The 19,426-nt window shown below is 63.0% G+C and carries 21 protein-coding genes, 2 tRNA genes and 1 pseudogene; 10 read left to right on the top strand and 14 right to left on the bottom strand.

The window, feature by feature from the left end; translation table 11 throughout:
- Positions 1-4: 4 nt before the first annotated feature.
- On the bottom strand, positions 5-301 hold the full coding sequence (locus tag CO676_RS05110) for a cupin domain-containing protein (protein ID WP_097519822.1): 297 nt from the start codon (positions 299-301) through the stop codon (positions 5-7).
- 225 nt (positions 302-526) lie between these two features.
- Between CO676_RS05110 and CO676_RS05105 the strand changes: the two genes are divergently transcribed.
- A tRNA-Gln gene (locus CO676_RS05105) sits at positions 527-601 on the top strand.
- A 186-nt stretch (positions 602-787) separates the two neighbouring features.
- Positions 788-1,102: pseudogene (locus tag CO676_RS05100) on the top strand (sodium/glutamate symporter); the annotation flags it as partial.
- Between the two features lie 84 nt (positions 1,103-1,186).
- Here the strand turns inward: CO676_RS05100 and CO676_RS05095 are convergent.
- Positions 1,187-1,600, bottom strand: a complete 414-nt coding sequence (locus tag CO676_RS05095; RefSeq protein ID WP_097519821.1) for a hypothetical protein — start codon at positions 1,598-1,600, stop codon at positions 1,187-1,189.
- Between the two features lie 287 nt (positions 1,601-1,887).
- On the opposite strand from CO676_RS05095, the gene CO676_RS05090 reads away from it, so the two are divergent.
- A tRNA-Pro gene (locus tag CO676_RS05090) sits at positions 1,888-1,964 on the top strand.
- A gap of 14 nt (positions 1,965-1,978) precedes the next feature.
- On the opposite strand, the gene CO676_RS35130 is transcribed toward CO676_RS05090, so the two are convergent.
- From CO676_RS35130 to CO676_RS05075, 4 genes are all read right to left on the bottom strand, one after another.
- Positions 1,979-2,137, bottom strand: coding sequence for a hypothetical protein (locus tag CO676_RS35130; RefSeq protein WP_179875405.1), 159 nt, complete (start codon positions 2,135-2,137; stop codon positions 1,979-1,981).
- 108 nt (positions 2,138-2,245) lie between these two features.
- The gene (gene cysN / locus CO676_RS05085) at positions 2,246-3,742 is read right to left on the bottom strand and encodes a sulfate adenylyltransferase subunit CysN (protein ID WP_097519820.1); all 1,497 of its coding nucleotides are present in this window, start codon (positions 3,740-3,742) and stop codon (positions 2,246-2,248) included.
- Positions 3,742-4,695 carry a sulfate adenylyltransferase subunit CysD gene (cysD, locus tag CO676_RS05080; protein ID WP_014761453.1) on the bottom strand — a complete coding sequence of 318 codons (954 nt, stop codon included), beginning with the start codon at positions 4,693-4,695 and terminating at the stop codon, positions 3,742-3,744. The genes cysN and cysD overlap by 1 nt, the downstream gene beginning before the upstream one ends.
- A gap of 44 nt (positions 4,696-4,739) precedes the next feature.
- Positions 4,740-5,525 (bottom strand): phosphoadenylyl-sulfate reductase, encoded by a 786-nt coding sequence (locus tag CO676_RS05075; RefSeq protein ID WP_348628053.1) that lies wholly within the window; start codon positions 5,523-5,525, stop codon positions 4,740-4,742.
- Between the two features lie 264 nt (positions 5,526-5,789).
- Here CO676_RS05075 and CO676_RS05070 point away from each other — a divergent pair, with 264 nt between their 5' ends.
- Both CO676_RS05070 and CO676_RS05065 read left to right on the top strand, forming a co-directional pair.
- Positions 5,790-6,176 carry a DUF6152 family protein gene (locus CO676_RS05070; protein ID WP_097519818.1) on the top strand — a complete coding sequence of 129 codons (387 nt, stop codon included), beginning with the start codon at positions 5,790-5,792 and terminating at the stop codon, positions 6,174-6,176.
- The gene (locus CO676_RS05065) at positions 6,176-6,655 is read left to right on the top strand and encodes a DUF6644 family protein (protein WP_097519817.1); all 480 of its coding nucleotides are present in this window, start codon (positions 6,176-6,178) and stop codon (positions 6,653-6,655) included. Before CO676_RS05070 ends, CO676_RS05065 begins: the two co-directional genes overlap by 1 nt.
- Positions 6,656-6,657: 2 nt before the next feature.
- Here the strand turns inward: CO676_RS05065 and betA are convergent, their stop codons facing one another.
- The 4 genes from betA to betI all read right to left on the bottom strand — a co-directional run bounded on the left by betA (position 6,658) and on the right by betI (position 12,008).
- Positions 6,658-8,307 carry a choline dehydrogenase gene (gene betA, locus CO676_RS05060; RefSeq protein WP_097519816.1) on the bottom strand — a complete coding sequence of 550 codons (1,650 nt, stop codon included), beginning with the start codon at positions 8,305-8,307 and terminating at the stop codon, positions 6,658-6,660.
- A gap of 101 nt (positions 8,308-8,408) precedes the next feature.
- Positions 8,409-9,872, bottom strand: coding sequence for a betaine-aldehyde dehydrogenase (betB, locus tag CO676_RS05055; RefSeq protein WP_014761458.1), 1,464 nt, complete (start codon positions 9,870-9,872; stop codon positions 8,409-8,411).
- Between the two features lies 1 nt (position 9,873).
- Complete coding sequence (gene betC / locus CO676_RS05050; RefSeq protein WP_097519949.1) at positions 9,874-11,409, bottom strand: choline-sulfatase; 1,536 nt, start codon at positions 11,407-11,409, stop codon at positions 9,874-9,876.
- Positions 11,406-12,008 (bottom strand): transcriptional regulator BetI, encoded by a 603-nt coding sequence (betI, locus tag CO676_RS05045; protein WP_014761460.1) that lies wholly within the window; start codon positions 12,006-12,008, stop codon positions 11,406-11,408. Before betI ends, betC begins: the two co-directional genes overlap by 4 nt.
- Before the next feature lie 148 nt (positions 12,009-12,156).
- Here betI and CO676_RS05040 point away from each other — a divergent pair, with 148 nt between their 5' ends.
- The 3 genes from CO676_RS05040 (at position 12,157) to CO676_RS05030 (ending at position 15,721) form a co-directional block, all read left to right on the top strand.
- The gene (locus CO676_RS05040; RefSeq protein ID WP_097519815.1) at positions 12,157-12,705 is read left to right on the top strand and encodes an HdeD family acid-resistance protein; all 549 of its coding nucleotides are present in this window, start codon (positions 12,157-12,159) and stop codon (positions 12,703-12,705) included.
- 131 nt (positions 12,706-12,836) lie between these two features.
- Entirely contained in the window at positions 12,837-14,633 is a 1,797-nt protein-coding gene (locus tag CO676_RS05035; RefSeq protein WP_097519814.1) for a GGDEF domain-containing protein, read from the top strand.
- Between the two features lie 80 nt (positions 14,634-14,713).
- Entirely contained in the window at positions 14,714-15,721 is a 1,008-nt protein-coding gene (locus CO676_RS05030) for an NAD(P)H-quinone oxidoreductase (protein ID WP_097519813.1), read from the top strand.
- A 244-nt stretch (positions 15,722-15,965) separates the two neighbouring features.
- On the opposite strand, the gene CO676_RS05025 is transcribed toward CO676_RS05030, so the two are convergent.
- Positions 15,966-16,703: a DUF3750 domain-containing protein gene (locus tag CO676_RS05025; RefSeq protein WP_097519812.1), complete on the bottom strand. Its 738-nt coding sequence runs from the start codon at positions 16,701-16,703 to the stop codon at positions 15,966-15,968.
- 71 nt (positions 16,704-16,774) lie between these two features.
- Here CO676_RS05025 and CO676_RS05020 point away from each other — a divergent pair, with 71 nt between their 5' ends.
- Positions 16,775-17,782 (top strand): asparaginase, encoded by a 1,008-nt coding sequence (locus CO676_RS05020; protein ID WP_097519811.1) that lies wholly within the window; start codon positions 16,775-16,777, stop codon positions 17,780-17,782.
- A 22-nt stretch (positions 17,783-17,804) separates the two neighbouring features.
- On the opposite strand, the gene CO676_RS05015 is transcribed toward CO676_RS05020, so the two are convergent.
- Positions 17,805-18,557, bottom strand: a complete 753-nt coding sequence (locus tag CO676_RS05015) for a DeoR/GlpR family DNA-binding transcription regulator (RefSeq protein WP_097519810.1) — start codon at positions 18,555-18,557, stop codon at positions 17,805-17,807.
- A gap of 93 nt (positions 18,558-18,650) precedes the next feature.
- On the opposite strand from CO676_RS05015, the gene CO676_RS05010 reads away from it, so the two are divergent.
- Positions 18,651-19,019: a DUF4406 domain-containing protein gene (locus CO676_RS05010; RefSeq protein ID WP_097519809.1), complete on the top strand. Its 369-nt coding sequence runs from the start codon at positions 18,651-18,653 to the stop codon at positions 19,017-19,019.
- Between the two features lie 38 nt (positions 19,020-19,057).
- Here CO676_RS05010 and CO676_RS36755 read toward each other — a convergent pair whose 3' ends face one another.
- Positions 19,058-19,192: a hypothetical protein gene (locus CO676_RS36755; protein ID WP_269845039.1), complete on the bottom strand. Its 135-nt coding sequence runs from the start codon at positions 19,190-19,192 to the stop codon at positions 19,058-19,060.
- Between the two features lie 12 nt (positions 19,193-19,204).
- On the bottom strand, positions 19,205-19,351 hold the full coding sequence (locus CO676_RS35930; protein ID WP_245424254.1) for a hypothetical protein: 147 nt from the start codon (positions 19,349-19,351) through the stop codon (positions 19,205-19,207).
- Positions 19,352-19,426: the final 75 nt, after the last annotated feature.

Genomic DNA, 19,426 nt, shown 5'->3' with positions numbered 1-19,426 from the left:
GCCTTCACTTGTATTCGATCTCGATGAAGGACATCGGTTCGTTGCCCGCATTGACGACATTGTGGGCGACGCCCGCATCGCGCCGGTAGGCGGCGCCCTTTGCGACATCGATCCGGCGGCTGCCGCCTTTCTCTTCCAGCAGGAACGCACAGTCCGTCATCGGCACGACGACATAGCCAAGGCCGTGGACGTGGTGTCCGGTATCGGCACCCGGTTCGAAGTCCCAGCGGACGATCCGCACCACCGGGTCATCGACGAGAACAGTCGGGACGGCAGGCGGGCGGGCGCGAAACTGGCTCATCGAGGTCTCCATTTGCAGGCGACAATAGGCCAAAGCCGGGCGCGAGGAAACGGGCTCAGCCACCGGTTTCATCGCGTTCGACCGCCTTTGGCCTGACGGCTGGCTGCACAGTCAGGTTCCATCATCAAAATATGCACGCAAAGCGAAGTTAAGCATTGTGAGCCTGCACGAGCTTTGCTAATCAGGCGCTCGATCTGGCGAGCTGACGTCTTGCCAGCTTCAAGTTGGGGCGTAGCCAAGCGGTAAGGCAGCGGTTTTTGGTACCGCCATCCCCTGGTTCGAATCCAGGCGCCCCAGCCAAGCTTCCCTTTCAGGTCAAGAATCCAAGGCTTTTTTCTAATTGCCAGACTTCCCAATTTGGGTTCTGTCGCAAAGCAATTGTCGTACACGACTGCCATACGCTGGTAGGCACGTTCCCGTCCGCTGCTTTGTCGTCCGCAACAAGGCGCCTATGGTTGGCGGCGCAACCGTAGAGGGGGGCGGCATTTCTCCGCGATGACGCTGATGAGCCTGCAGCCTTCGACGCTGCGAGGACTCGGCCTTCCATCCTCGTCGCCCTGGCGCTGCAGACCGTTGTGGCAGTCGCTTACTTCCCGCCATGAGCCGAACCTACGATGCAGCGGTGATCTCAGCGGGCTTCACGGGCATTGCCCTCGGCGCGACCCAACGGCGATCGCCAATATGGCGGCGGTTACGAAAAGCCACGGCGCCGCGCCGGCGGCCTTCATCATTCTGCCGTTGGTATCGGCACTTTTCATCGATATCGCCAATGCTGGCATCATCACGTTCATGGTCAGATGAGACTTCCGCGCTTCCGTTGCAAAAAAGCCCGCCGATATAGGCCGGCGGGCTTTGCATACCTCTGCAGCAGGCCCGCGGCGTCCCTTACTCCGCCTTGGCGCCACCCAGGAATTCCTCGCACCAGCTCGGGCCATTGGGGCGCTTGCGGTCGCCGGCGATGCGGATCGAGCGGATGACGTAGTCGGAGGAGACGGTGAGTTTTACGGCGCAACTCAGATATTCGGTGCGGGCGGCCGCGATGCGCTTGCCGCGCTTGCCGTCGGCGGTCCTTTCGTATTCGGCCGGGATCCGGCGGGTCTTGTAGCCGCCCCTCCAGCTATAGACGGTGTCGTTGCCCGTTTCGACGTCGGAAAGCGGCGGGCCGAACTGGGCGAAAAAGGTGCCGGCGGGCTGGCCGAGCCAGCGCTTTTCGACAGCGTTTCGCGCCACCCCCGTCGTCGTCGTGCAGCCGGCAAGGACCAGCGCAATGCCGGCCGCCGTCGTCATGCGGAAATTCATGTCTCTGTCCCTTTGGTCTGTGCTCGAATTCTGCGGCGCGGAAGGCGGGCATTCCCCGGATTTCCTTGCGATCCCGGAGGCTCTAGCGCCAAAAGCGACGAAAGAAAATCGGTGCGCGACCTTGCGATCGAGGAAAATCCGAAGCGTTGCAGAAACGCCCTATTGCCACGCATGGGCGAGAGCCCGAGCGGTCTTCCGCCGGCTATTTTTTTGAGAGGGGCGGGTGCTTTTTTCCGTTAGGCGCTTGTGAAAACGAAAATGCTGTTCTATAGAGGCGCCGCTGGTCACGGAGTGTAGCGCAGTCTGGTAGCGCACCACGTTCGGGACGTGGGGGTCGCAAGTTCGAATCTTGCCACTCCGACCAGCCAAATCAATCACTTAGCTGTCTCTTCGGTCCCCGATGCGATATCGCTCGACGCGAAGATCGACGCGCAATTGGGGCGCGGCAATGCCGAACGCTCCTTTAAGGCGATGCGCCTCCTCCTCCTCCTCCTCCTCCAGCCGGTGCTTTCTGGCGAATGCCTCTATCTTCATCATGCGGCCGTGAAAGGCCTCCTCCGGTGTCTCCTAGCCTGGTGCTCCGGCACCAACGGCGCATGAAAAAGGGGCCGCGCAGGCCCCTTTCTCACGTCTTGGAATTTCCGCTCACTCGTCGATCGTGTCGATGATTTCGATCGCCCTGGCGGCGGTGACCCGGCGAACTTCGGCGTCTTCCCGGCGGTTCGCGAAGGCTTCGGTTGCCATCAGCTGATCGGCGAGGTCGGCCGGTAGTGACAGGATAACGCGGCTATCTTCGGTGTGGATGCCGCCGAGTGCCGCGCGCTTGGCAGTGATCATGCCGCCCGCCACCGTGTTGTTGGTGTCCGGGTCGATCAGGATGAAGGCGCCGGTCGTGCGGTTCTGCTCATAGGCGTCGAAGATCGCCTGCTCGTCGAAGGCGAGGTGCACCTTGCCGATGGCGTTCATCGGCAGCTCGTCGGCGTGGTTCCACTTGCCGGACTTCAAGTCGAGCTGGTTGATCGGCTGCACCTGCACGCGCTGGCGGCGGCTGCCGGACTTCAGCCAGTAGCGCTTGCCCGGCTGGATACCTTCGGGCTGCAGTGCCACGAGCTGCGCGTCGAAGGCAAGCCCTGTCATCGGCTGGCTGTCGATCGTTGCGATCATGTCGCCGCGTGAAACGTCCACCTGACGATCGAGCACGAGGGTGATCGCGTCGCCGGCGACGGCGGCGTTGCGCACCAGGTCGAAGGTGACGATCTTGGTGACGTTGGCGACCATGCCGGACGGCAGGATCACGACGGAATCGCCGGGCTTCACCGAACCGCCTGCCACCGTGCCCTGATAGCCGCGGAAGCTTTCGCCGGGGCGCGAGACGCGCTGTACCGGAAGGCGGAAACCGACGGTCTGCGCCGAGCGGGTGGTCGCGAGTTCCAGCACCTCGATCAGTGTCGGGCCTTCGTACCAGGGCATCGAGGCGCGACCGTTATAGACGACGTTCTCGCCCTTGAGCGCCGAAACCGGGATCGCGGTCACCTGGCGCACGCCGAGCGACAGCGCCAGTTCCTTGAACTCGTGCGAGATCTGATCGAAGCGACTGCGGTCGTAGTTGGTCAGGTCGATCTTGTTGACGGCGAGCACGAACTGGCGGATGCCCATCAGCGTCGCGATTGTCGCGTGCCGGCGCGTCTGCTCCAGCAGGCCGACGCGCGCATCGACGAGCAGCACGGCGAGATCGGCCGTAGAGGCGCCGGTCGCCATGTTGCGGGTATATTGCTCGTGGCCGGGCGTGTCGGCGACGATGAAGGAGCGCTTGTCGGTCGAGAAGTAGCGATAGGCGACGTCGATGGTGATGCCCTGTTCGCGCTCGGCCTGCAGGCCGTCGAGCAGCAGGGCGAAGTCCGGCAGGCCGAGATCGTTCTGCTTGCCCTTGGAATCGCCCTGGAGGCTTGCGGCCTGGTCTTCCTTGACGGCCTTGGTGTCCCAGAGCAGGCGGCCGATCAGCGTCGATTTGCCGTCATCGACACTGCCGCAGGTGAGGAGGCGAAGGGGACGGGTGTCGCACACGACCCGCGCCGTCTCCTGCAGGGGGAGGGCGACGGCGGTTTCGTCCAAGGCTGCGGTCGCTATTGCCGGTGCGGTCATCAGAAATATCCTTCGCGTTTTTTCTTTTCCATCGAGCCGGCCTGGTCGCGGTCGATGGCGCGGCCCTGGCGTTCGGAGACGGTCGCGGTTTCAAGTTCGGAAATGATGTCGTCGAGCGTCGTCGCGCTGGAGCGGATCGCACCCGTCAGCGGGAAGCAGCCGAGCGTGCGGAAGCGGATGACCTCTTCGCGTTTCGCTTCACCGGGAAGCAGTTCGAGGCGCGGGTCCTCGGCGAGGATCATCATGCCGTCGCGCTCGACGATCGGGCGCTTCTTGGCGAAGTAAAGAGGCACGATCGGAATCTCTTCCGCCTGGATGTAGCGCCAGATGTCGACTTCGGTCCAGTTGGACAGCGGGAAGGCGCGCACGCTCTCGCCCTTGCGGACCATGCCGTTGTAGAGATTCCAAAGCTCGGGGCGCTGGTTGCGCGGATCCCAGCGATGGTCCGGCGTACGGAAGGAATAGATGCGCTCCTTGGCGCGGCTCGCTTCCTCGTCGCGGCGTGCGCCGCCGAAGGCCGCATCGTACTGGCCGGCGTCGAGCGCCTGGCGCAGCGCTTCCGTCTTCATGATGTCGGTATAGAGCGCCGAGCCGTGCGTGAACGGCGTGACGTTCTCGGCCGCACCGCGAGGATTGGTGTGGACGACCAGATCGAGATCGTATTTTTCGACCATCTCGTCGCGGAACGCGATCATCTCGCGGAATTTCCAGCCAGTGTCGACGTGCAGCAGTGGGAAGGGGACGCGACCGGGATAGAACGCCTTGCGCGCCAGGTGCAGCAGCACGGAGGAATCCTTGCCGATCGAATAGAGCATCACCGGGCGCTCGAATTCCGCGGCGACCTCACGGAAGATGTGGATCGCTTCGTTTTCCAGGGCCTTCAGATGCGGATCAAGCGGCGGTTTCGTGCTCTGCGGGTTATGCAATTCCGTTTCCGGATGGGTGTGGGGCATTTCGAACTCCGGGGAGAATACTGTCTTTTGGCTGCGGCGCTGCGTCAGGCGGCGCCGCTGGCATTGGGGATGATGGAAGAAGCCGCTTCGGCAACGTGCAGGCCGCATTCGCGCTTCTCGTCGTTCTCCCACCACCAGCGTCCGGCGCGCTCGGGCTCGCCGGGCTTGATGGCGCGTGTGCAGGGCTCGCAGCCGATCGACGGATAGCCGCGGCCGTGCAGCGGGTTGACGGGAATGGCCTCTGCGGCGACATGGGCACGGATCGTCTCGATGTCCCAATCCGCCAGCGGATTAATCTTGATGAGACCGCGCTCGAGGTCGGCTTCGGCAAAGGGCGTCGTGGCACGGTTGCCGGACTGGCCGCGGCGCAGGCCGGTGATCCAGTAGCTTGCTCCTTCGAGCGCCCGCGCCAGCGGCTTCAGCTTGCGTACGCCGCAGCAAGCGTGCCTTGCCTCGACGCTCTCGTAGAAGCCGTTCATGCCATATTGCGCCACATAGGCCTCGATATCGGCCTTTTCCGGGTAATAGCGCTTAATCAGAATGTTGTAGGTTTCCTCGGTCTCCTCGACGAGGGCGACGGTTTCGTTGAAGAGCCGGCCGGTCTTCAGCGTCGCGACCTCGATGTCGAGGCGGTTGATGCCGATGGCGGCGGTGATGACCTGATCCTCGATGCCGAGCGACGTGGTGAAGACCGCCCGACCATCGAGCCCGGCGACCATAGCCAGGCGGCCGGCAAGATCGAGGCTCTCGAGCTTGTCGTTCAGGGCCTTGGCTTCGGCTTCGAGGGATTGCGTCGTCATGGCTGCATCCTGTTGCAATTTGCACGGAATATCGCAGCCGTTTGTGACAAAGGACAGAAAAACGGATTTCTATTGCTCAAGGATCAGAGCAAATATCTCTCTGATCCATAAAGTTCTAAGAAAACCTACTAATTTAGTAGATTATCTCTGGCCGGACAGAAGGATGCGAAGATGCGTTCCTTCGCCAGGGGTCAAGGGGTGCCGGCCGTTCAAGAATTGTTGATGGCACTGTCCTTTCGCGCCGTCTGCCCCAGCTTGTGCTTGATCAATGCGGGAGAATGAAGGGAGACGCAAATGATGCAGTCCTTGTCGAGGCGCGCCGTCCTTGGAAGCGTCCTCGGATTGCTTATGGTGACGGGCGCCTATGCTCACCACGGCTGGTCCTGGGCGGAAGCCGACCAGGTCGAGCTCTCGGGCACGATCCGTGAGATCTCGATGGCGCCGCCGCATCCGACGCTGCGGGTCGAAACGCAGAATGACGGCCTCTGGCTGGTCGAACTCGGCAACCCGCGCCTGACCCAGCGCTCAGGCTTCGTCGAGGGCGTCGCGAAGGTTGGCGACCAGATCGTCGCGCTCGGCAACCGCTCGCTCGATCGCAGCGAGAAGAGAATGAAGGCCGTTCGGATCACGGTGGCCGGAAAAGTCTATGACATCTATCCGGAGCGTATACAGACGAACTGATGGAGGAGGTGCTGACCTGGATCGGGACGCTGCCCTTCGCTCTGGCGATACGGCGCTCCGCGACCCTCTACATCTTCGTCAATGCCTCCCATATCCTGTCGATCGGGATCATCGTCGGCGCGATCCTGCCGCTCGACCTGAGGCTTGTCGGCCTCATCCGGACGGTTCCGGTCGAGGTGGTCGGGCCGTTCCTGTCGCGCGCCGCGGCCGCCGGCGTGGCGCTGGCGGTCGCCACCGGTTTCTGCCTCTTCAGTGTCAATCCGGTTGAATATGCCGGCAATGCCGCGTTCCTGACCAAGATGACGCTGCTCGTCCTCGGCGTCGCCAACGCGGCTTTATTGCACCTGGCGCCGCAGTGGCGCACCGCCGTCAAAGGCGGCCCGATCTCTTTAAGGGTCCGCCTTTCAGCATGGCTTTCGCTGATGATCTGGACCGGTGCCGTCATCGCCGGCCGATGGATCGGCTTCCTGCTCGAGTAATCTTACCGATCGCTGATCGCCCAGCGCGGGTTGATCCAGGGCTCCTGGTTGGAGCGGGCGAGCGGCTGCTTGCCGAGGATATGGTCCGCGGCCTTCTCGCCGGTCATGATCGAGGGCCCGTTGAGATTGCCATAGGTGACATGCGGGAAGATCGAGGAGTCGGCAACACGCAAGCCGTCGACGCCGATCACCCGCGTCTCCGGATCGACGACGGCCGTCGGATCGTCCTTCGAGCCCATCTTGCAGGTGCCGCACGGGTGATAGGCGCTCTCCAGGTGCTCGCGCAGGAAGGCGTCGATCTCCTCGTCCGTCTGTACCTTCTCGCCGGGCTGGATTTCCGGGCCGCGATATTGATCGAAGGCCTTCTGGTTGAAGATTTCGCGCGTCAGGCGTACGCAATGGCGGAACTTCTCCCAATCCTCCGGATGGCTCATATAGTTGAAGCGGATCACCGGATCGGCCTTCGGGTCGGAGGCGCGCAGCGTGACGCTGCCGCGCGACTTCGACAAGTTGTAGCCGACATGCACCTGGAAGCCGTGCGTATTCGCCGCCGCCTTGCCGTCATAGCGGATCGCCACCGGCAGGAAGTGGTACTGGATGTCGGGCTGCTTGACGCCGGCCGCCGAGCGCAGGAACGCGCAGGCCTCGAACTGGTTGGAAATGCCCAGGCCGGACTTGAAGAACAACCACTGCGCGCCCGCCACCCCCTGCCAGAACCATGGCAGCCAGGAATAGAGCGAGACCGGCTTGGTGCTCACCTGCTGGAAATAGAACTCCATGTGGTCCTGCAGGTTTTGGCCGACTCCCGGGCGATCCGCCTTAACGTCGATCCCCATTTCCTTGAGGTGCGAGGCCGGACCGATGCCGGAGAGCATCAACAATTTCGGTGAATTGAAGGAGGAGGCCGAGACGATCACCTCGCGGTTCGCCTTCACCACCTCGATGCGGCCGCCGCGCTCGATCTCGACGCCGGTCGCCCGGCCGTTTTCGATGACGATCTTGCGGGCGAAGCAGCGGATGAGCTCGACATTCGGCCGTTTCAGTGCCGGCTTCAGATAGGCGGAGGCGGCCGACCAGCGACGACCGCGCCAGGTCGTCTGCTCCATGAGCCCGAAGCCTTCCTGCTTGGAGCCGTTGTAATCGTCGGTCATTTCGAAGCCGGCCTGCTTGCCGGCTTCGACGAAAGCGTGGAAGAGCGGGTTCTTGACCGGGCCGCGCTGGACATGCAGCGGCCCATTGGCGCCGCGCCAGCCGTCTTCGCCGCCATGCGAATGCTCCAGTCGCTTGAAATAGGGAAGGACGTCGGCATAGGCCCAGCCTTTTGCCCCGAGATCCTCCCAGCGGTCGAAATCCTCCGCGTGGCCACGCACGTAGACCATGCCGTTGATCGACGAGGAGCCGCCGATCACCTTGCCGCGCGGCGCGGTGATGCGCCGGTTGTTGAGGTGTGGCTCCGGCTCGGAGAGATAGCCCCAATTGTAGCGGTTCATGCTCATCGGCCAGGCGAGTGCCGCGGGCATCTGGATGAACGGGCCGAAATCCGAGCCGCCGAACTCCAGAACGATGACCGAATGCTTGCCGTCCTCCGACAGGCGATAGGCAAGCGCCGAGCCTGCCGAACCGGAACCGATGATGACGAAATCTGCCTGCATGTGTGTGGTCTTTCTTCTGCGTAGCTGCCCCCTCATCCGGCTGCCGCCAGCTTCTCCGGGTTTCACTCCCTTGTGGAGAGGGGTTGGGGAGGGGGCTTCCCCTAGTACGGCGCCTCTACCTTCCCCATGCCGACATAGACGGTCTTGAGCTCGGTATAATGATTGAGCGCCGCGACCGAATTTTCCCGCCCGAAACCGGACTGCTTCGAGCCGCCGAAGGGGATTTCCACGGGTGCCAGATTGTAGGCGTTGATCCACAGCGTGCCGGCTTCGAGCCGATCGGCGACCCGGTGTGCGCGGCTCAGATCGGCGGTGAAGACGCCGGCGGACAGACCGAATTCCGTCGCGTTGGCCCGGGCGACGACCTCCGCCTCGTCGTCGAAGTCGAGCACGCACATGACAGGCCCGAAGATTTCCTCCCGCGCGATCGTCATCTCGTCGGTAACGTCAGCGAAGACGGTCGGCTGGATATAGGTGCCCTCGCTGTTGACGGCGTTCGGGATGCCGCCGCCGGTGATCAGCCGCGCACCTTCCGCCTTGCCCTTCTCGACATAGGACAGGACCTTGTCTCGCTGCGCCTTCGAGACCATCGGCCCTAGCTGCGTCGCCTCGTCCATGGGGTCGCCGATGACGATCGCTTCGGTGCGCTGCTTGAGGCGCGCCAGGAAATCTTCCTTCACCTTCCGCTGCACGAAGACACGGGTGCCGTTCGAGCAGACCTGGCCGGTCGAATAGAAATTGCCGAGCATGGCGCCGCCGATGGCGCTTTCGAGATCGGCGTCGTCGAAGACGATCAGCGGCGACTTGCCGCCGAGCTCCATGGTCACGTGGCGCAGCCCGGCCGCAGCCGCCTCGTAGACCTTGCGGCCGGTCGGGACCGAGCCGGTGAGCGAGACCTTGGCGACATCGGGATGGTTGACGAGGAGAGGGCCGGTCGAGCGGTCGCCCTGGATGACGTTATAGAGTCCCTTAGGAAGGCCGGCTTCAATCAGGATCTCGGCGATCTTCAGCGCTCCGAGCGGCGTGTTTTCGGACGGCTTGAAGACCATGGCATTGCCCGCCACCAGCGCCGGCGCCCCTTTCCAACAGGCGATCTGTTGCGGGTAGTTCCAGGCGCCGATGCCCACGCAGACGCCGAGCGGCACCCGCTTCGTATAGGCAAAATCGCCCCCCAGCGGGATATAGTCGCCATTGAGCGCCGCTGCCGCGACGCCGCCGAAGAACTCGAAACTGTCGGCGCCGGAGGTCGGGTCGGCGACGATCGTCTCCTGGATCGGCTTGCCGGTATCGAGCGTCTCGAGTTCGGAAAGCTCGCGGTTACGCTCGCGCATGATCTCGGCTGCGCGCTTCAGGATACGGCCGCGCGCCGTCGGGCTCATCGCCGCCCATTCCGGTTGCGCCCGCTTGGCGGCGGCGATGGCGCGTTCGACGATCGCTGGCGTTGCCGCATGCAGCCGGGCAATCACCTCGCCGGTCGCCGGATAGATGCTCTCGATCAGCGTGCCGGCCGTGTCCTCGACATATTCGCCGTCGATGAAGTGCGAGGCTTGCGGTTGGGCTTTCATCTCATTCTCCTCGCGGATAGCGTTTGGATTCCTCGAGATTGTCGAGGTTCATGTGGTTGCGCATGTAGCGCTCGGAGGCCTTTTGCAGCGGCTGGTGGTCCCAGGGATAATAGGCGCCGTTGCGGAGCGCCTCGTAGACTACCCAGCGCCGCGCCTGGCTTTCCCGCACCGCGGCGTCGAAGGCCTCCATGTCCCAGTGCGCGGCGCGCATGTCACGGAAGGCGGTGAGCGTGGCGACGTCGACAGGCCCGCGCGGATTTTCCGCAAGATTGGTCAGTTCCAGCGGATCGTCCTCGAGGTCGTAGAGCTGGTCCGGATCGAGCGCGCAGTGGACAAATTTCCACTTGCCTTCGCGGATGGCGACGAGCGGTGCATAGGACGCCTCGGCCGCATATTCCATCAGCACCGGCTCCGTGCGCTCCGCACCGTTGATCATCGGCACAAGGCTGACGCCGTCCGTCCAGGGTTGAACCTCGTCCATCGAAATGCCGGCGAGATCGGCAAGCGTCGGCGTCACGTCGAGATTCGATGTCGGCGTCAGCTGCAGGCCGGGTGCGACCCCGGGCCCGGCGATCATCAGCGGCACGCGCGCCGAGCCTTCGAAGAAGTTCATCTTGAACCACAGGCCACGCTCGCCGAGCATGTCGCCGTGGTCGGAGCAGAAGAGAATGAGCGTATTGTCGAGCATCCTCGTCCGGGTAAGCGTATCGACGAGCTCGCCGACCTTCTCGTCGAGATAGGAGATATTGGCGAAATAGGCGCGGCGCGACTGGCGGATGTTTTCTTCCGTCAATTTGAAGTTCTTGTAGTCGCAGGAGAGCATGATGCGCTGCGAATGCGGATCCTGACGGTCGAAGGGGAGGGCGCCCACTTCAGGCAGCAAATGTTCGCAATCCTCATAAAGGTCCCAGAATTTCCGCCGGGCCACATAGGGATCGTGCGGATGGGTGAAGGAGACCGTGAGGCACCAGGGGCGGCGGCCTTCGTCGTCGTTCTCGCGGGAAAGCTGGTAGAGCTTCTGGTTCGCCAGAAACGCCACCTCGTCGTCATATTCCATCTGATTGGTGATTTCGGCGACACCGGCGCCGGTGACCGAGCCGAGATTGTGGTACCACCAGTCGATCCGCTCGCCGGGCTTGCGATAGTCCGGCGTCCAGCCGAAGTCGGCCGGGTAGATATCGGTGGTCAAACGCTCTTCGAATCCGTGCAATTGATCCGGCCCGACGAAGTGCATCTTGCCGGAGAGCGCGGTGTAATAGCCGGCGCGCCGCAGGTGATGCGCATAGGTCGGGATCGACGACTGGTATTCCGCGGCATTGTCGTAGACGCGGGTGCGGCTCGGCAACTGCCCGGCCATGAAGGACGCGCGGGCGGGAGCGCAGAGTGGCGAGGACGTATAGTTGTTGCGGAAGCGCGCCGACCGGCCCGCAAGCGCCTTGAGGTTGGGCGCATGCAGGAAGTCGGCGGGGCCATCGGGAAAGAGCTTCCCGTTCAGCTGGTCCACCATGATGATCAGGATATTGGGTTTGGCGGTCATGGTGCCCGTCCTTGGCGGCAAAGCTGGTTGAGATGGGTGGTCAAATAGTCTTCCGTCAGCGCGATCGACGCCTCGATGCTGATCGGTGCCGATTTCAGACTTTGCCGTATGTAAAGCCCGTCGATCATCGCAGCCGCGCCCTCGGCGAGGCGTTCCGCGTCATCGGGCGGGCAGAGCGCCCTGAGGTTGGCGAGCAGATTGGAGCGCAGCCGCCGCGCATAGACGACAAGCAGGCGCCGAACGTCCTCGGAGCGCTGCGCTTCCGAATAGAAGGCGAGCCAGGCGGCGACGGTCTCCGGCGCGAACTGGTCGGCCCGGAAGCTGACGCGGATCAACGCGCTCACCTTTTCCCGCGGGGTCGGAGCGGCTTTCAGTGCAGCGACGGCATCGCGGCGCAATTGCCCGAGCAGGCTGCGGATCGTCGCGATCAGCAATTGCTCCTTGCTGCCGAAGTAATGGTGCGCGAGCGCCGCCGAGACGCCGGCCGTCCGGGCGATTTCGGACATGGTGACGGCGAGCGTCCCCTGGTCGCCGATCACCCGCAGCGCCGCGTCCACCAGCGCCTTGCGACGCACCGGCTCCATTCCGACTTTCGGCATCTCCGATGCTCCCTTCGAGGGACAGCTTATTTTTGATTGATGCATCAATCAACAAAAAAGGCAGCGCGCTTTTCCCTTCCTTTTTGCTTGAAAATCCGGCTCAATCACAAGATAGCGCTTGTGCTCATCGCCAGGACGGGAGGTTGAAATGACCAACACGTTCGATCCCGCCGGCAGACAGACCGTGGCAGGAAAGTGGGCATGGTTCGTAGCGCTCGGCGTGCTGCTGATCATGGCCGGCGGCGTTGCCTTCGGCAACCTGCTGGTGGCGACGGTCGCCTCCGTCTATTACGTCGGTCTCATCATGCTGATCGGCGGCCTGCTCAATCTCGCCCAGGCCTATCAGGTCAAGGATTGGGGAGGCTTTCTCTTCTGGGTGCTGAGTGGCGGCCTCTATGCGGTGGCGGGCCTTTTTGCTTTCATCAATCCGGTGCTCGCTTCGTCGTTCCTGACCATTCTCATGGCGGTCGCGCTGATCGTTGCCGGCGCCTTCCGGATGTGGGTCGGTTTCAGGCTCAGCCCCCTCGGTGGCTGGGGCTGGATCGTCATCGGTGGGCTGGTGACGCTGCTTGCCGGTCTCGTTATCGCCGCCGGCTGGCCCGTCAACAGCCTCTGGATTCTCGGCCTGTTCCTTGCGGTCGATCTCGTTATGCAGGGTCTGGCGCTGATCGCTTTCGGCGTACTGGTCAAGAGTTAGTCGGCTGCGTAGCAGCAAGGAAGACTTCACCGCAAACCGACCTTCATAAAACTTTCACATACGCGAAAGACTTCGTTGACGCTTGCCGCCGATGCTGACCCGCGTCCGTATGTCCTATCCTGGAGCCCGGCATGCCCGCCGCCCCTGCAGAAATTCTGTCGCTTCGCCGCTTCGGCGACGACCAGATCGTCACGCTCGCCAAGCTGGTCATCGAAAACGCCTTCCAGCCGATCGTTGAGGCGACCACCGGCGCAGTCTTCGGCTATGAGTCGCTGGTGCGCGGCTTCGAGCGCCTGGGCTTCGCCTCGCCGCTCGAACTCCTCGACAAGGCTGAAAGCGCCGGGCAATTGCTCGCCCTCGAACACCTGATCAACAGCCGCGCCGTTGCCGGCTTCGCGACGCTTCCGGATTTCGCCGCGCGCACGCTGTTCCTGAATTTCGACTCGCGGCTTGTCGGCGGGGAAGGGGATATTGTCGAGCGGCTCGTCAATCATCTGAAGCGCGCCAATATCGCTCCGTCGTCGCTTTGCTTCGAACTCTCTGAGCGCTTCGACAGCGGCAAGATGCCGGACTTCTCGGCCCTGGTCCGGCAATTGCGGCTTGCCGGCTTCAAGCTGGCGATCGATGATTTCGGTGCCGGTTTCAACGGGCTGAAGCTGCTCTGCGATCAGCCGGTCGACTATGTGAAGATCGACCGGCATTTCATTTCCGGCATCGAGCGGGATCCGCGCAAGCGCCATCTCGTACGCCACGCCGTCAACATGGCGCATGTCCTCGGCACCCGGGTGATTGCCGAAGGCGTCGAGACGGAAGCGGAGTTCCTCGTTTGCCGCGATCTCGGCTGCGATCTGATGCAGGGCTATTTCATTGCCCGCCCGACGACGCACTTGAATGAACTGCAGCCGGTCTATCCGCATCTCGAGCCGGGCGGCGCCCGGCGGCTTTCGTCGACGCTGGACAGTATCTTGATCCGCAAGGAGATTGAACAACTGCCGGCGGTCAGGGAAAGCGAAGACCTCGATTCCGCCTTCGATCTCTTCCGGCGCAATCCGCGCCAGGCCTTCTTTCCCGTGTTGAATGCAAACGACGAACCGCGCGGCATCCTGCACGAGTACCATGTGAAGGAGATGATCTATCATCCCTTCGGCCGCGATCTTTTGAAGAACCGCATCTATCAGCGTCGCATCTCGCACTTCGTCACGCCAACGCCGATCGCCGACCTCGACACGCCGGCCGACGAGATGCTGAAGATCTTTGCCGGCATGGACGGCAGCGATTGCGTCATCCTGACGGAAAACATGCGCTATGCCGGTGTTCTTTCGGCTTCGTCGCTCCTGAAGATCATCAACGAGAAACAGCTGAAGTTGGCGCAGGAGCAGAACCCACTGACCGGCCTGCCGGGCAATCGGGCGATCCGCGACTACGTCCAGCACGCCATCCTCGACGGCGATGAAGCACGCTATTTCTGCTATTGCGATTTCGACGACTTCAAACCCTTCAACGACACCTATGGCTTTCAGAAGGGCGACCTGGCGATCACCCTGTTCGCCGCGCTCCTGCGGCGCCACTTCATCGGCGAGGAGAAGTTCCTTGGCCATGTCGGCGGCGACGACTTCTTCGTCGGGGTCGGCGGCCCCACAGAAGCGGATCTTCGCGCCGTCCTGATGCGCCTCATCGATGATTTTCGCTCGGACGTCCGCCAGCTCTATTCGCCGGAGCACCAGGCGGCGGGACGGATCAGCGGCTATGGTCGTGACGGCGGAGCGAAGGACTTTCCGCTGATGCGTTGCTCGATCGCGGTCCTGGTGCTTCCGGAGGGCTTCATCCTTTCCGACAGCCAGACGGTGAGCAAGAGGATCGCGGAGATAAAGGCGCGCGCCAAGGCAAGTGAGACCGGACTCGTGCTGGAACTGGTTGCCCGGGAATAAACGCAGCGAGTGGCGGCTTTCCGGAGCCGCCGGTGGGCTATAGGTATAGACGGCATGCTCCCTTTGCGAGGATTACCGCCATGACCATCCCGACCGAAATGACCTATGTCGACCTGCCGAGTCCCGGTGGCGCGGAAAACATGGTTCTGGCGCGCGGCCCCCTGCCGCAGCTTAGGCCCGGCGAGATTATGATCCGCGTCGAGGCCTTCGGCGTCAACCGGCCGGACATTCTGCAGCGCAAGGGCGACTATCCTCCGCCGCCCGGTGCGAGCCCCATTCTCGGCCTGGAAGTCGCCGGCGAGGTTGTCGACCTCGGCGAGGGGGCGAGTGGTTTCGCGGTCGGCGACAAGGTCTGCGCGCTTGCCAATGGCGGCGGCTATGCCGAATTTTGCGCGGTGCCCGCGACGCAGGCGCTTGCCTGGCCGCAGGGTTACGACGCGGTCAAGGCTGCCGCCCTGCCGGAGACCTTCTTCACCGTATGGGCAAATGTCTTCGACATGGCCGGGCTGAAGGCCGGCGAGACCATCCTCGTTCACGGCGGCTCGAGCGGCATCGGCACGACCGCGATCCAGCTTGCCAGAGCCTTGGGCGCTGAGGTCTTCGCGACGGCCAGCAGTGCGGCGAAGTGCACGGCCTGCGAGACGCTCGGAGCGAAGCGGGCGATCAACTACCGCGAGGAGGATTTCAAGGCCGTGGTGCTCGAAGCGACCGGCGGCCGCGGCGTCGATCTCATCTTGGATATGGTAGGCGGACGCTATTTCGGCCGCAACCTCGCCTCGCTTGCCAAGGACGGACGCCTGTCGATCATCGGCTTTCTCGGTGGCGCGCGCGTCGAGGATGCCAATATCGCAGCGATCCTGACGAAGCGGCTGCATGTCATGGGATCCGCCCTGAGACCGCGGACGGCCGAGGAGAAGCAGGCGATACGCGACGGACTTGCCGCGCGGGTCTGGCCGCTACTGGAAGCGGGCGACGTCGCGCCGGTTGTTCACGCCGTTCTGCCGATGGAAGAAATTGCCGATGCACATCGCCTGATGGAAGAGGGCGACCATATCGGCAAAATCGTGATGCGGATTGTCAGAGATTAGACGATGGTCGCCCTTGTATTGCCGCGGACATGGCCTACGTTGGAAATATCGGCAACAACAGAAAGGAAGGTGATCCAATGTCTAATGAGATTTCGGACCTCGTGACAGGCATCGGAGAGGTGAAGGAGTCGAGGCAGCCCTCGGCTTGATCCCCACCTTCCTTGGGCCCGCCCGGCCCAGCCACTCACAGGGCCAAAACTCATGGAAGGGTCGCTAGCGCGGCCCTTTTCCATTTCTGGCAAAATCAGATTCCGAGGCGGCCGATCGCCGGTATCTTGATGCCCGGTCTGACGATATCGATGCCGGCCACCAGCCCCATGAAATGCAGCTCCAAGCCACTGCGCCAACCGGCTGCGATGCCGGCGAGGCCATAGAGTGTCGCATGGAAGTCGCGCCCATCCGCATCGATCTGGAAAAGCTTGCCCTCCGGCAGGTAATCGCGCCCGACCGCATCCGGCGGCAGCACGGTGTCGAGCTCGGGGACCGAGCGCAGCACATGGGCGACGAAAGTATTGGAGTTGGGTCCTGGCCAGAGGCGGTAGGCGCCGGTCGATGAATAGGGATAGGCGGCAATCGCCCGCTCGATTTTCGGGATCAGCCGCTTGGCTTGCTCGCCAGTGACCACGACGACGATGCGCGGCTCGTTGGAATACCAGCGGCCGTCGGCCCGATAGGCGTTCTTGCGGATCGGCCGGCCCCATCCGACCTTTTCATATCGATTGTAAGCGGACGCGCCTTCTTCCTTGGTGACGATCCATGCGTGGCTCGCCACAGCGCCCTTCATGCCGCCTGTCGTTGCCGAGAAGACATAGATCGCCGCCTCCGGGCTGGCGGGTGTTTCAGGCAGGATGCCGGCCGACGACCAGTCCGCGTCGCGCCAGCTCTGCGGCCGTTCCTTGAAATACCATAGCCCTGCCGACGCCAGCGCCGGAAGCAGGTAGATGATCGCGAAGACGAAGAACAGCCTGCGGAGGATTTTCATCGACAATGTCTTTTCTGCCGGTGGAATCCTGATAGATGCATAGCCCAATGTTGGAAAATTGAGGGCACGGCATGTCGAATCCCGTTCTGGTCGAAGTGACGCGTGGAAACCTGGTCGAAAGCCGCCACCGCGGCACGGTCATCGCGGTCGACGGCGACGGCAACACGCTGTTTGCGCTCGGCGACACGGATGCGGCCGTGTTCCCCCGTTCGGCCTGCAAGGCCATGCAGGCTCTGCCCCTGGTGGAAAGCGGCGCTGCCGACGCCTACGGCTTCGATGACAAGGCGCTGGCACTTGCCTGTTCATCGCATTCCGGCGAGCCGGAACATGTGGCGCTCGCCGGTAAGATGCTTTCCGCCGCCGGTAGGGACCTCAGTGCGCTTGAATGCGGCGCCCATTGGTCCTTCTACCAGAAGAACCTGATCGCGCAGGCTCGCACGCTCGAAAGGCCGAGCGCCCTGCACAACAACTGCTCCGGCAAGCATGCGGGCTTCATCTGCGCCTGCTGCCATTCCGGCACCGAGGTAGAGGGCTATGCCGGCTACGGTCACCCGATCCAGCAGGAGATCCGCGGCATCATGGAAAGCCTGACCGGCACGCTTCTCTCCGGCGATAATTGCGGTGTCGACGGCTGCTCGATCCCAACCTATGCGGTACCCATGAAGGGCCTCGCCCATGGTTTCGCCCGCATGGCGACGGGCGCGGGCCTGGCGTCGGAGCGGGCGCGCGCCTCGAAGCGGCTGATCGAGGCCTGCATGGCCGAGCCCTTCTATGTCGCCGGTACCGATCGCACGTGCACGCGACTGATGAAGGCGGCACCCGGGCGTATCTTCGCCAAGACCGGCGCCGAAGGGGTGTTCTGCGCCGTGATCCCGGAAAAGGGCACCGGCATCGCGGTCAAATGCGAGGACGGCACGACCCGCGCCGCCGAGTCGATGGTCGCGGCGACGCTCGTACGATTCTTCGCGGAAGACCCAGAGGTGCAGGCGGCTTTGATGGCGCAGGCCAATCATTCGATGAGCAACTGGAACGGCATACATGTCGGCGACGTCCGCGTCACGGAGGCTTTCGCCTCGTAGCACCGAAGCCCCCTGCATGGCGCTAAGCCATGATCAGCGAGGCAGTGTCGCTGCGATAGGGCGACAAGGCCTCTGCCGGCATTTCCGAGGGCACGACAAGGCCAGCAAGCTCGCTGACGCATAGAACGCGATGAGGCGAGGCGGCACCGAATTTCTCAGGCGTAGCAAGGACATAGGTCTCCGTGGCTTGCCGGGCGATTGCCCGCTTGATCGCTGCTTCCTCATAGTCTCCGGTCGAAAGCCCATGCGCCGGATGAATGGCCGTGACACCGAGAAAGAAGATGTCCGCGCGGATCTGTTCGATGGCCGCAACCGTCGCCGCGCCGGTCGCCACCATGGAATGCTTGTAGAGCCGGCCGCCGAGCAGGACCACTTCGGCGACATGATGCTCGAGTTCGGCGGCGATTGTCGGGCTGTGCGTGACGATGGTGGCCCGTAGGTCGTGCGGCAGGGCGCGGGCCAGTTCCGCATTGGTCGTACCGCCATCGATAAAGACGATTTGAGCCGGCTTGACGAGTTCCGCCGCCCGGCGGCCGAGGCGGCGCTTGACCTGACTGGCGATGGTCTGACGGGTGGCGAAGTCGGGGAGCGGCGGCGTCAGCGGCAGGGCGCCGCCATGCACCCGCTTCAGCAGGCCTTCGGCCGCCATCTCCCTGAGGTCGCGCCGGATCGTATCCTCCGAAAGCCCCAGCTCGTCGGCGATCGCCTTTGCGACGAGCTGCCCATCGCGCGCAAGCCGCGCCGAGATCATCCCCCGTCTCTGTGTCGTCAGCATCGATTCTCTCCTTGACTATGAACGAAGTTGCATGAATATTCATGAACATTCCAGAAAAATCTGGAATATTCGTGCAATTTCGTGGAGGAAATCATGCTGATTCTGATTGCCGGTCCCTACCGCTCGGGTACGGGCGACGATCCGTCCAAGATGGCGGAGAATCTGAAGCGTCTGGAGGGACCGTCCTACGCCCTCTTCAAGGCCGGACATGTACCGATGATCGGTGAGTGGGTTGCCTTGCCCGTCTGGCACGCGGCGGGTGGAGGCCATGTGGGCGACGACCTCTATGAGGAGATCTTTCATCCCGTCGCCGGCCGGCTGCTTGAGCTTTGCGATGCGGTGCTGAGGTTGCCGGGCGATTCAAAGGGAGCTGACAATGACGTGCGCATCGCGCGAGAGCGCGGCATTCCGGTCTACGACCGTCTCGAAGAGGTGCCCGGCTGCGCCGACATGGCGGCGTAAAGGTGTTGGCGGGATTCCTCCCGCCGGCTGGTCTGCGATCATTCATCCACATGCGGCTCGGCGACGAAGGTCAACGTCGCCGTATAGCCGGTCTCGTCGGCGGCGCTGCTTCCTTCAAGCGGCACCTCGTGGCTGACCGCCAAGACGTTCAGCCCGGCATTGCGGAGCGTCACGTCCGTCTCGCCTTATGCATCGGTCTTTGCCGAGACGAGGTCTGGTAGTCCAACATAGTCCAGCACAACCTGCTTGCCCTCGGGCGGCTTGCCTTCGAAGAGCACCCGGATGCGGTATTTTTGGGAAATTCCTGACCTTGCCAATTCTTTCGATTTCATCTTTTCTGCTGCAGATTGCAGCTTCAGCCGCTGCGCCGGCGGGCAGGATACGAGACATGCGGGGGTCTCCCGCGT

Source organism: Sinorhizobium sp. BJ1, from assembly GCF_002531555.1.
Classification (GTDB): domain Bacteria; phylum Pseudomonadota; class Alphaproteobacteria; order Rhizobiales; family Rhizobiaceae; genus Sinorhizobium; species Sinorhizobium fredii_B.
The sequence above is the reverse complement of the archived record's forward strand: the minus strand, read 5'-3'. Positions and strand labels throughout refer to the sequence as shown.

Coding starts and splice junctions, on each gene's coding strand:
- CO676_RS05110 (WP_097519822.1), bottom strand. CDS start 301: ATGAGCCAGTTTCGCGCCCGCCCGCCTGCCGTCCCGACTGTTCTCGTC.
- CO676_RS05095 (WP_097519821.1), bottom strand. CDS start 1,600: ATGAATTTCCGCATGACGACGGCGGCCGGCATTGCGCTGGTCCTTGCC.
- CO676_RS35130 (WP_179875405.1), bottom strand. CDS start 2,137: ATGATGAAGATAGAGGCATTCGCCAGAAAGCACCGGCTGGAGGAGGAG.
- cysN (WP_097519820.1), bottom strand. CDS start 3,742: ATGACCGCACCGGCAATAGCGACCGCAGCCTTGGACGAAACCGCCGTC.
- cysD (WP_014761453.1), bottom strand. CDS start 4,695: ATGCCCCACACCCATCCGGAAACGGAATTGCATAACCCGCAGAGCACG.
- CO676_RS05070 (WP_097519818.1), top strand. CDS start 5,790: ATGATGCAGTCCTTGTCGAGGCGCGCCGTCCTTGGAAGCGTCCTCGGA.
- CO676_RS05065 (WP_097519817.1), top strand. CDS start 6,176: ATGGAGGAGGTGCTGACCTGGATCGGGACGCTGCCCTTCGCTCTGGCG.
- betA (WP_097519816.1), bottom strand. CDS start 8,307: ATGCAGGCAGATTTCGTCATCATCGGTTCCGGTTCGGCAGGCTCGGCG.
- betB (WP_014761458.1), bottom strand. CDS start 9,872: ATGAAAGCCCAACCGCAAGCCTCGCACTTCATCGACGGCGAATATGTC.
- betC (WP_097519949.1), bottom strand. CDS start 11,409: ATGACCGCCAAACCCAATATCCTGATCATCATGGTGGACCAGCTGAAC.
- betI (WP_014761460.1), bottom strand. CDS start 12,008: ATGCCGAAAGTCGGAATGGAGCCGGTGCGTCGCAAGGCGCTGGTGGAC.
- CO676_RS05040 (WP_097519815.1), top strand. CDS start 12,157: ATGACCAACACGTTCGATCCCGCCGGCAGACAGACCGTGGCAGGAAAG.
- CO676_RS05035 (WP_097519814.1), top strand. CDS start 12,837: ATGCCCGCCGCCCCTGCAGAAATTCTGTCGCTTCGCCGCTTCGGCGAC.
- CO676_RS05030 (WP_097519813.1), top strand. CDS start 14,714: ATGACCATCCCGACCGAAATGACCTATGTCGACCTGCCGAGTCCCGGT.
- CO676_RS05025 (WP_097519812.1), bottom strand. CDS start 16,703: ATGAAAATCCTCCGCAGGCTGTTCTTCGTCTTCGCGATCATCTACCTG.
- CO676_RS05020 (WP_097519811.1), top strand. CDS start 16,775: ATGTCGAATCCCGTTCTGGTCGAAGTGACGCGTGGAAACCTGGTCGAA.
- CO676_RS05015 (WP_097519810.1), bottom strand. CDS start 18,557: ATGCTGACGACACAGAGACGGGGGATGATCTCGGCGCGGCTTGCGCGC.
- CO676_RS05010 (WP_097519809.1), top strand. CDS start 18,651: ATGCTGATTCTGATTGCCGGTCCCTACCGCTCGGGTACGGGCGACGAT.
- CO676_RS35930 (WP_245424254.1), bottom strand. CDS start 19,351: ATGAAATCGAAAGAATTGGCAAGGTCAGGAATTTCCCAAAAATACCGC.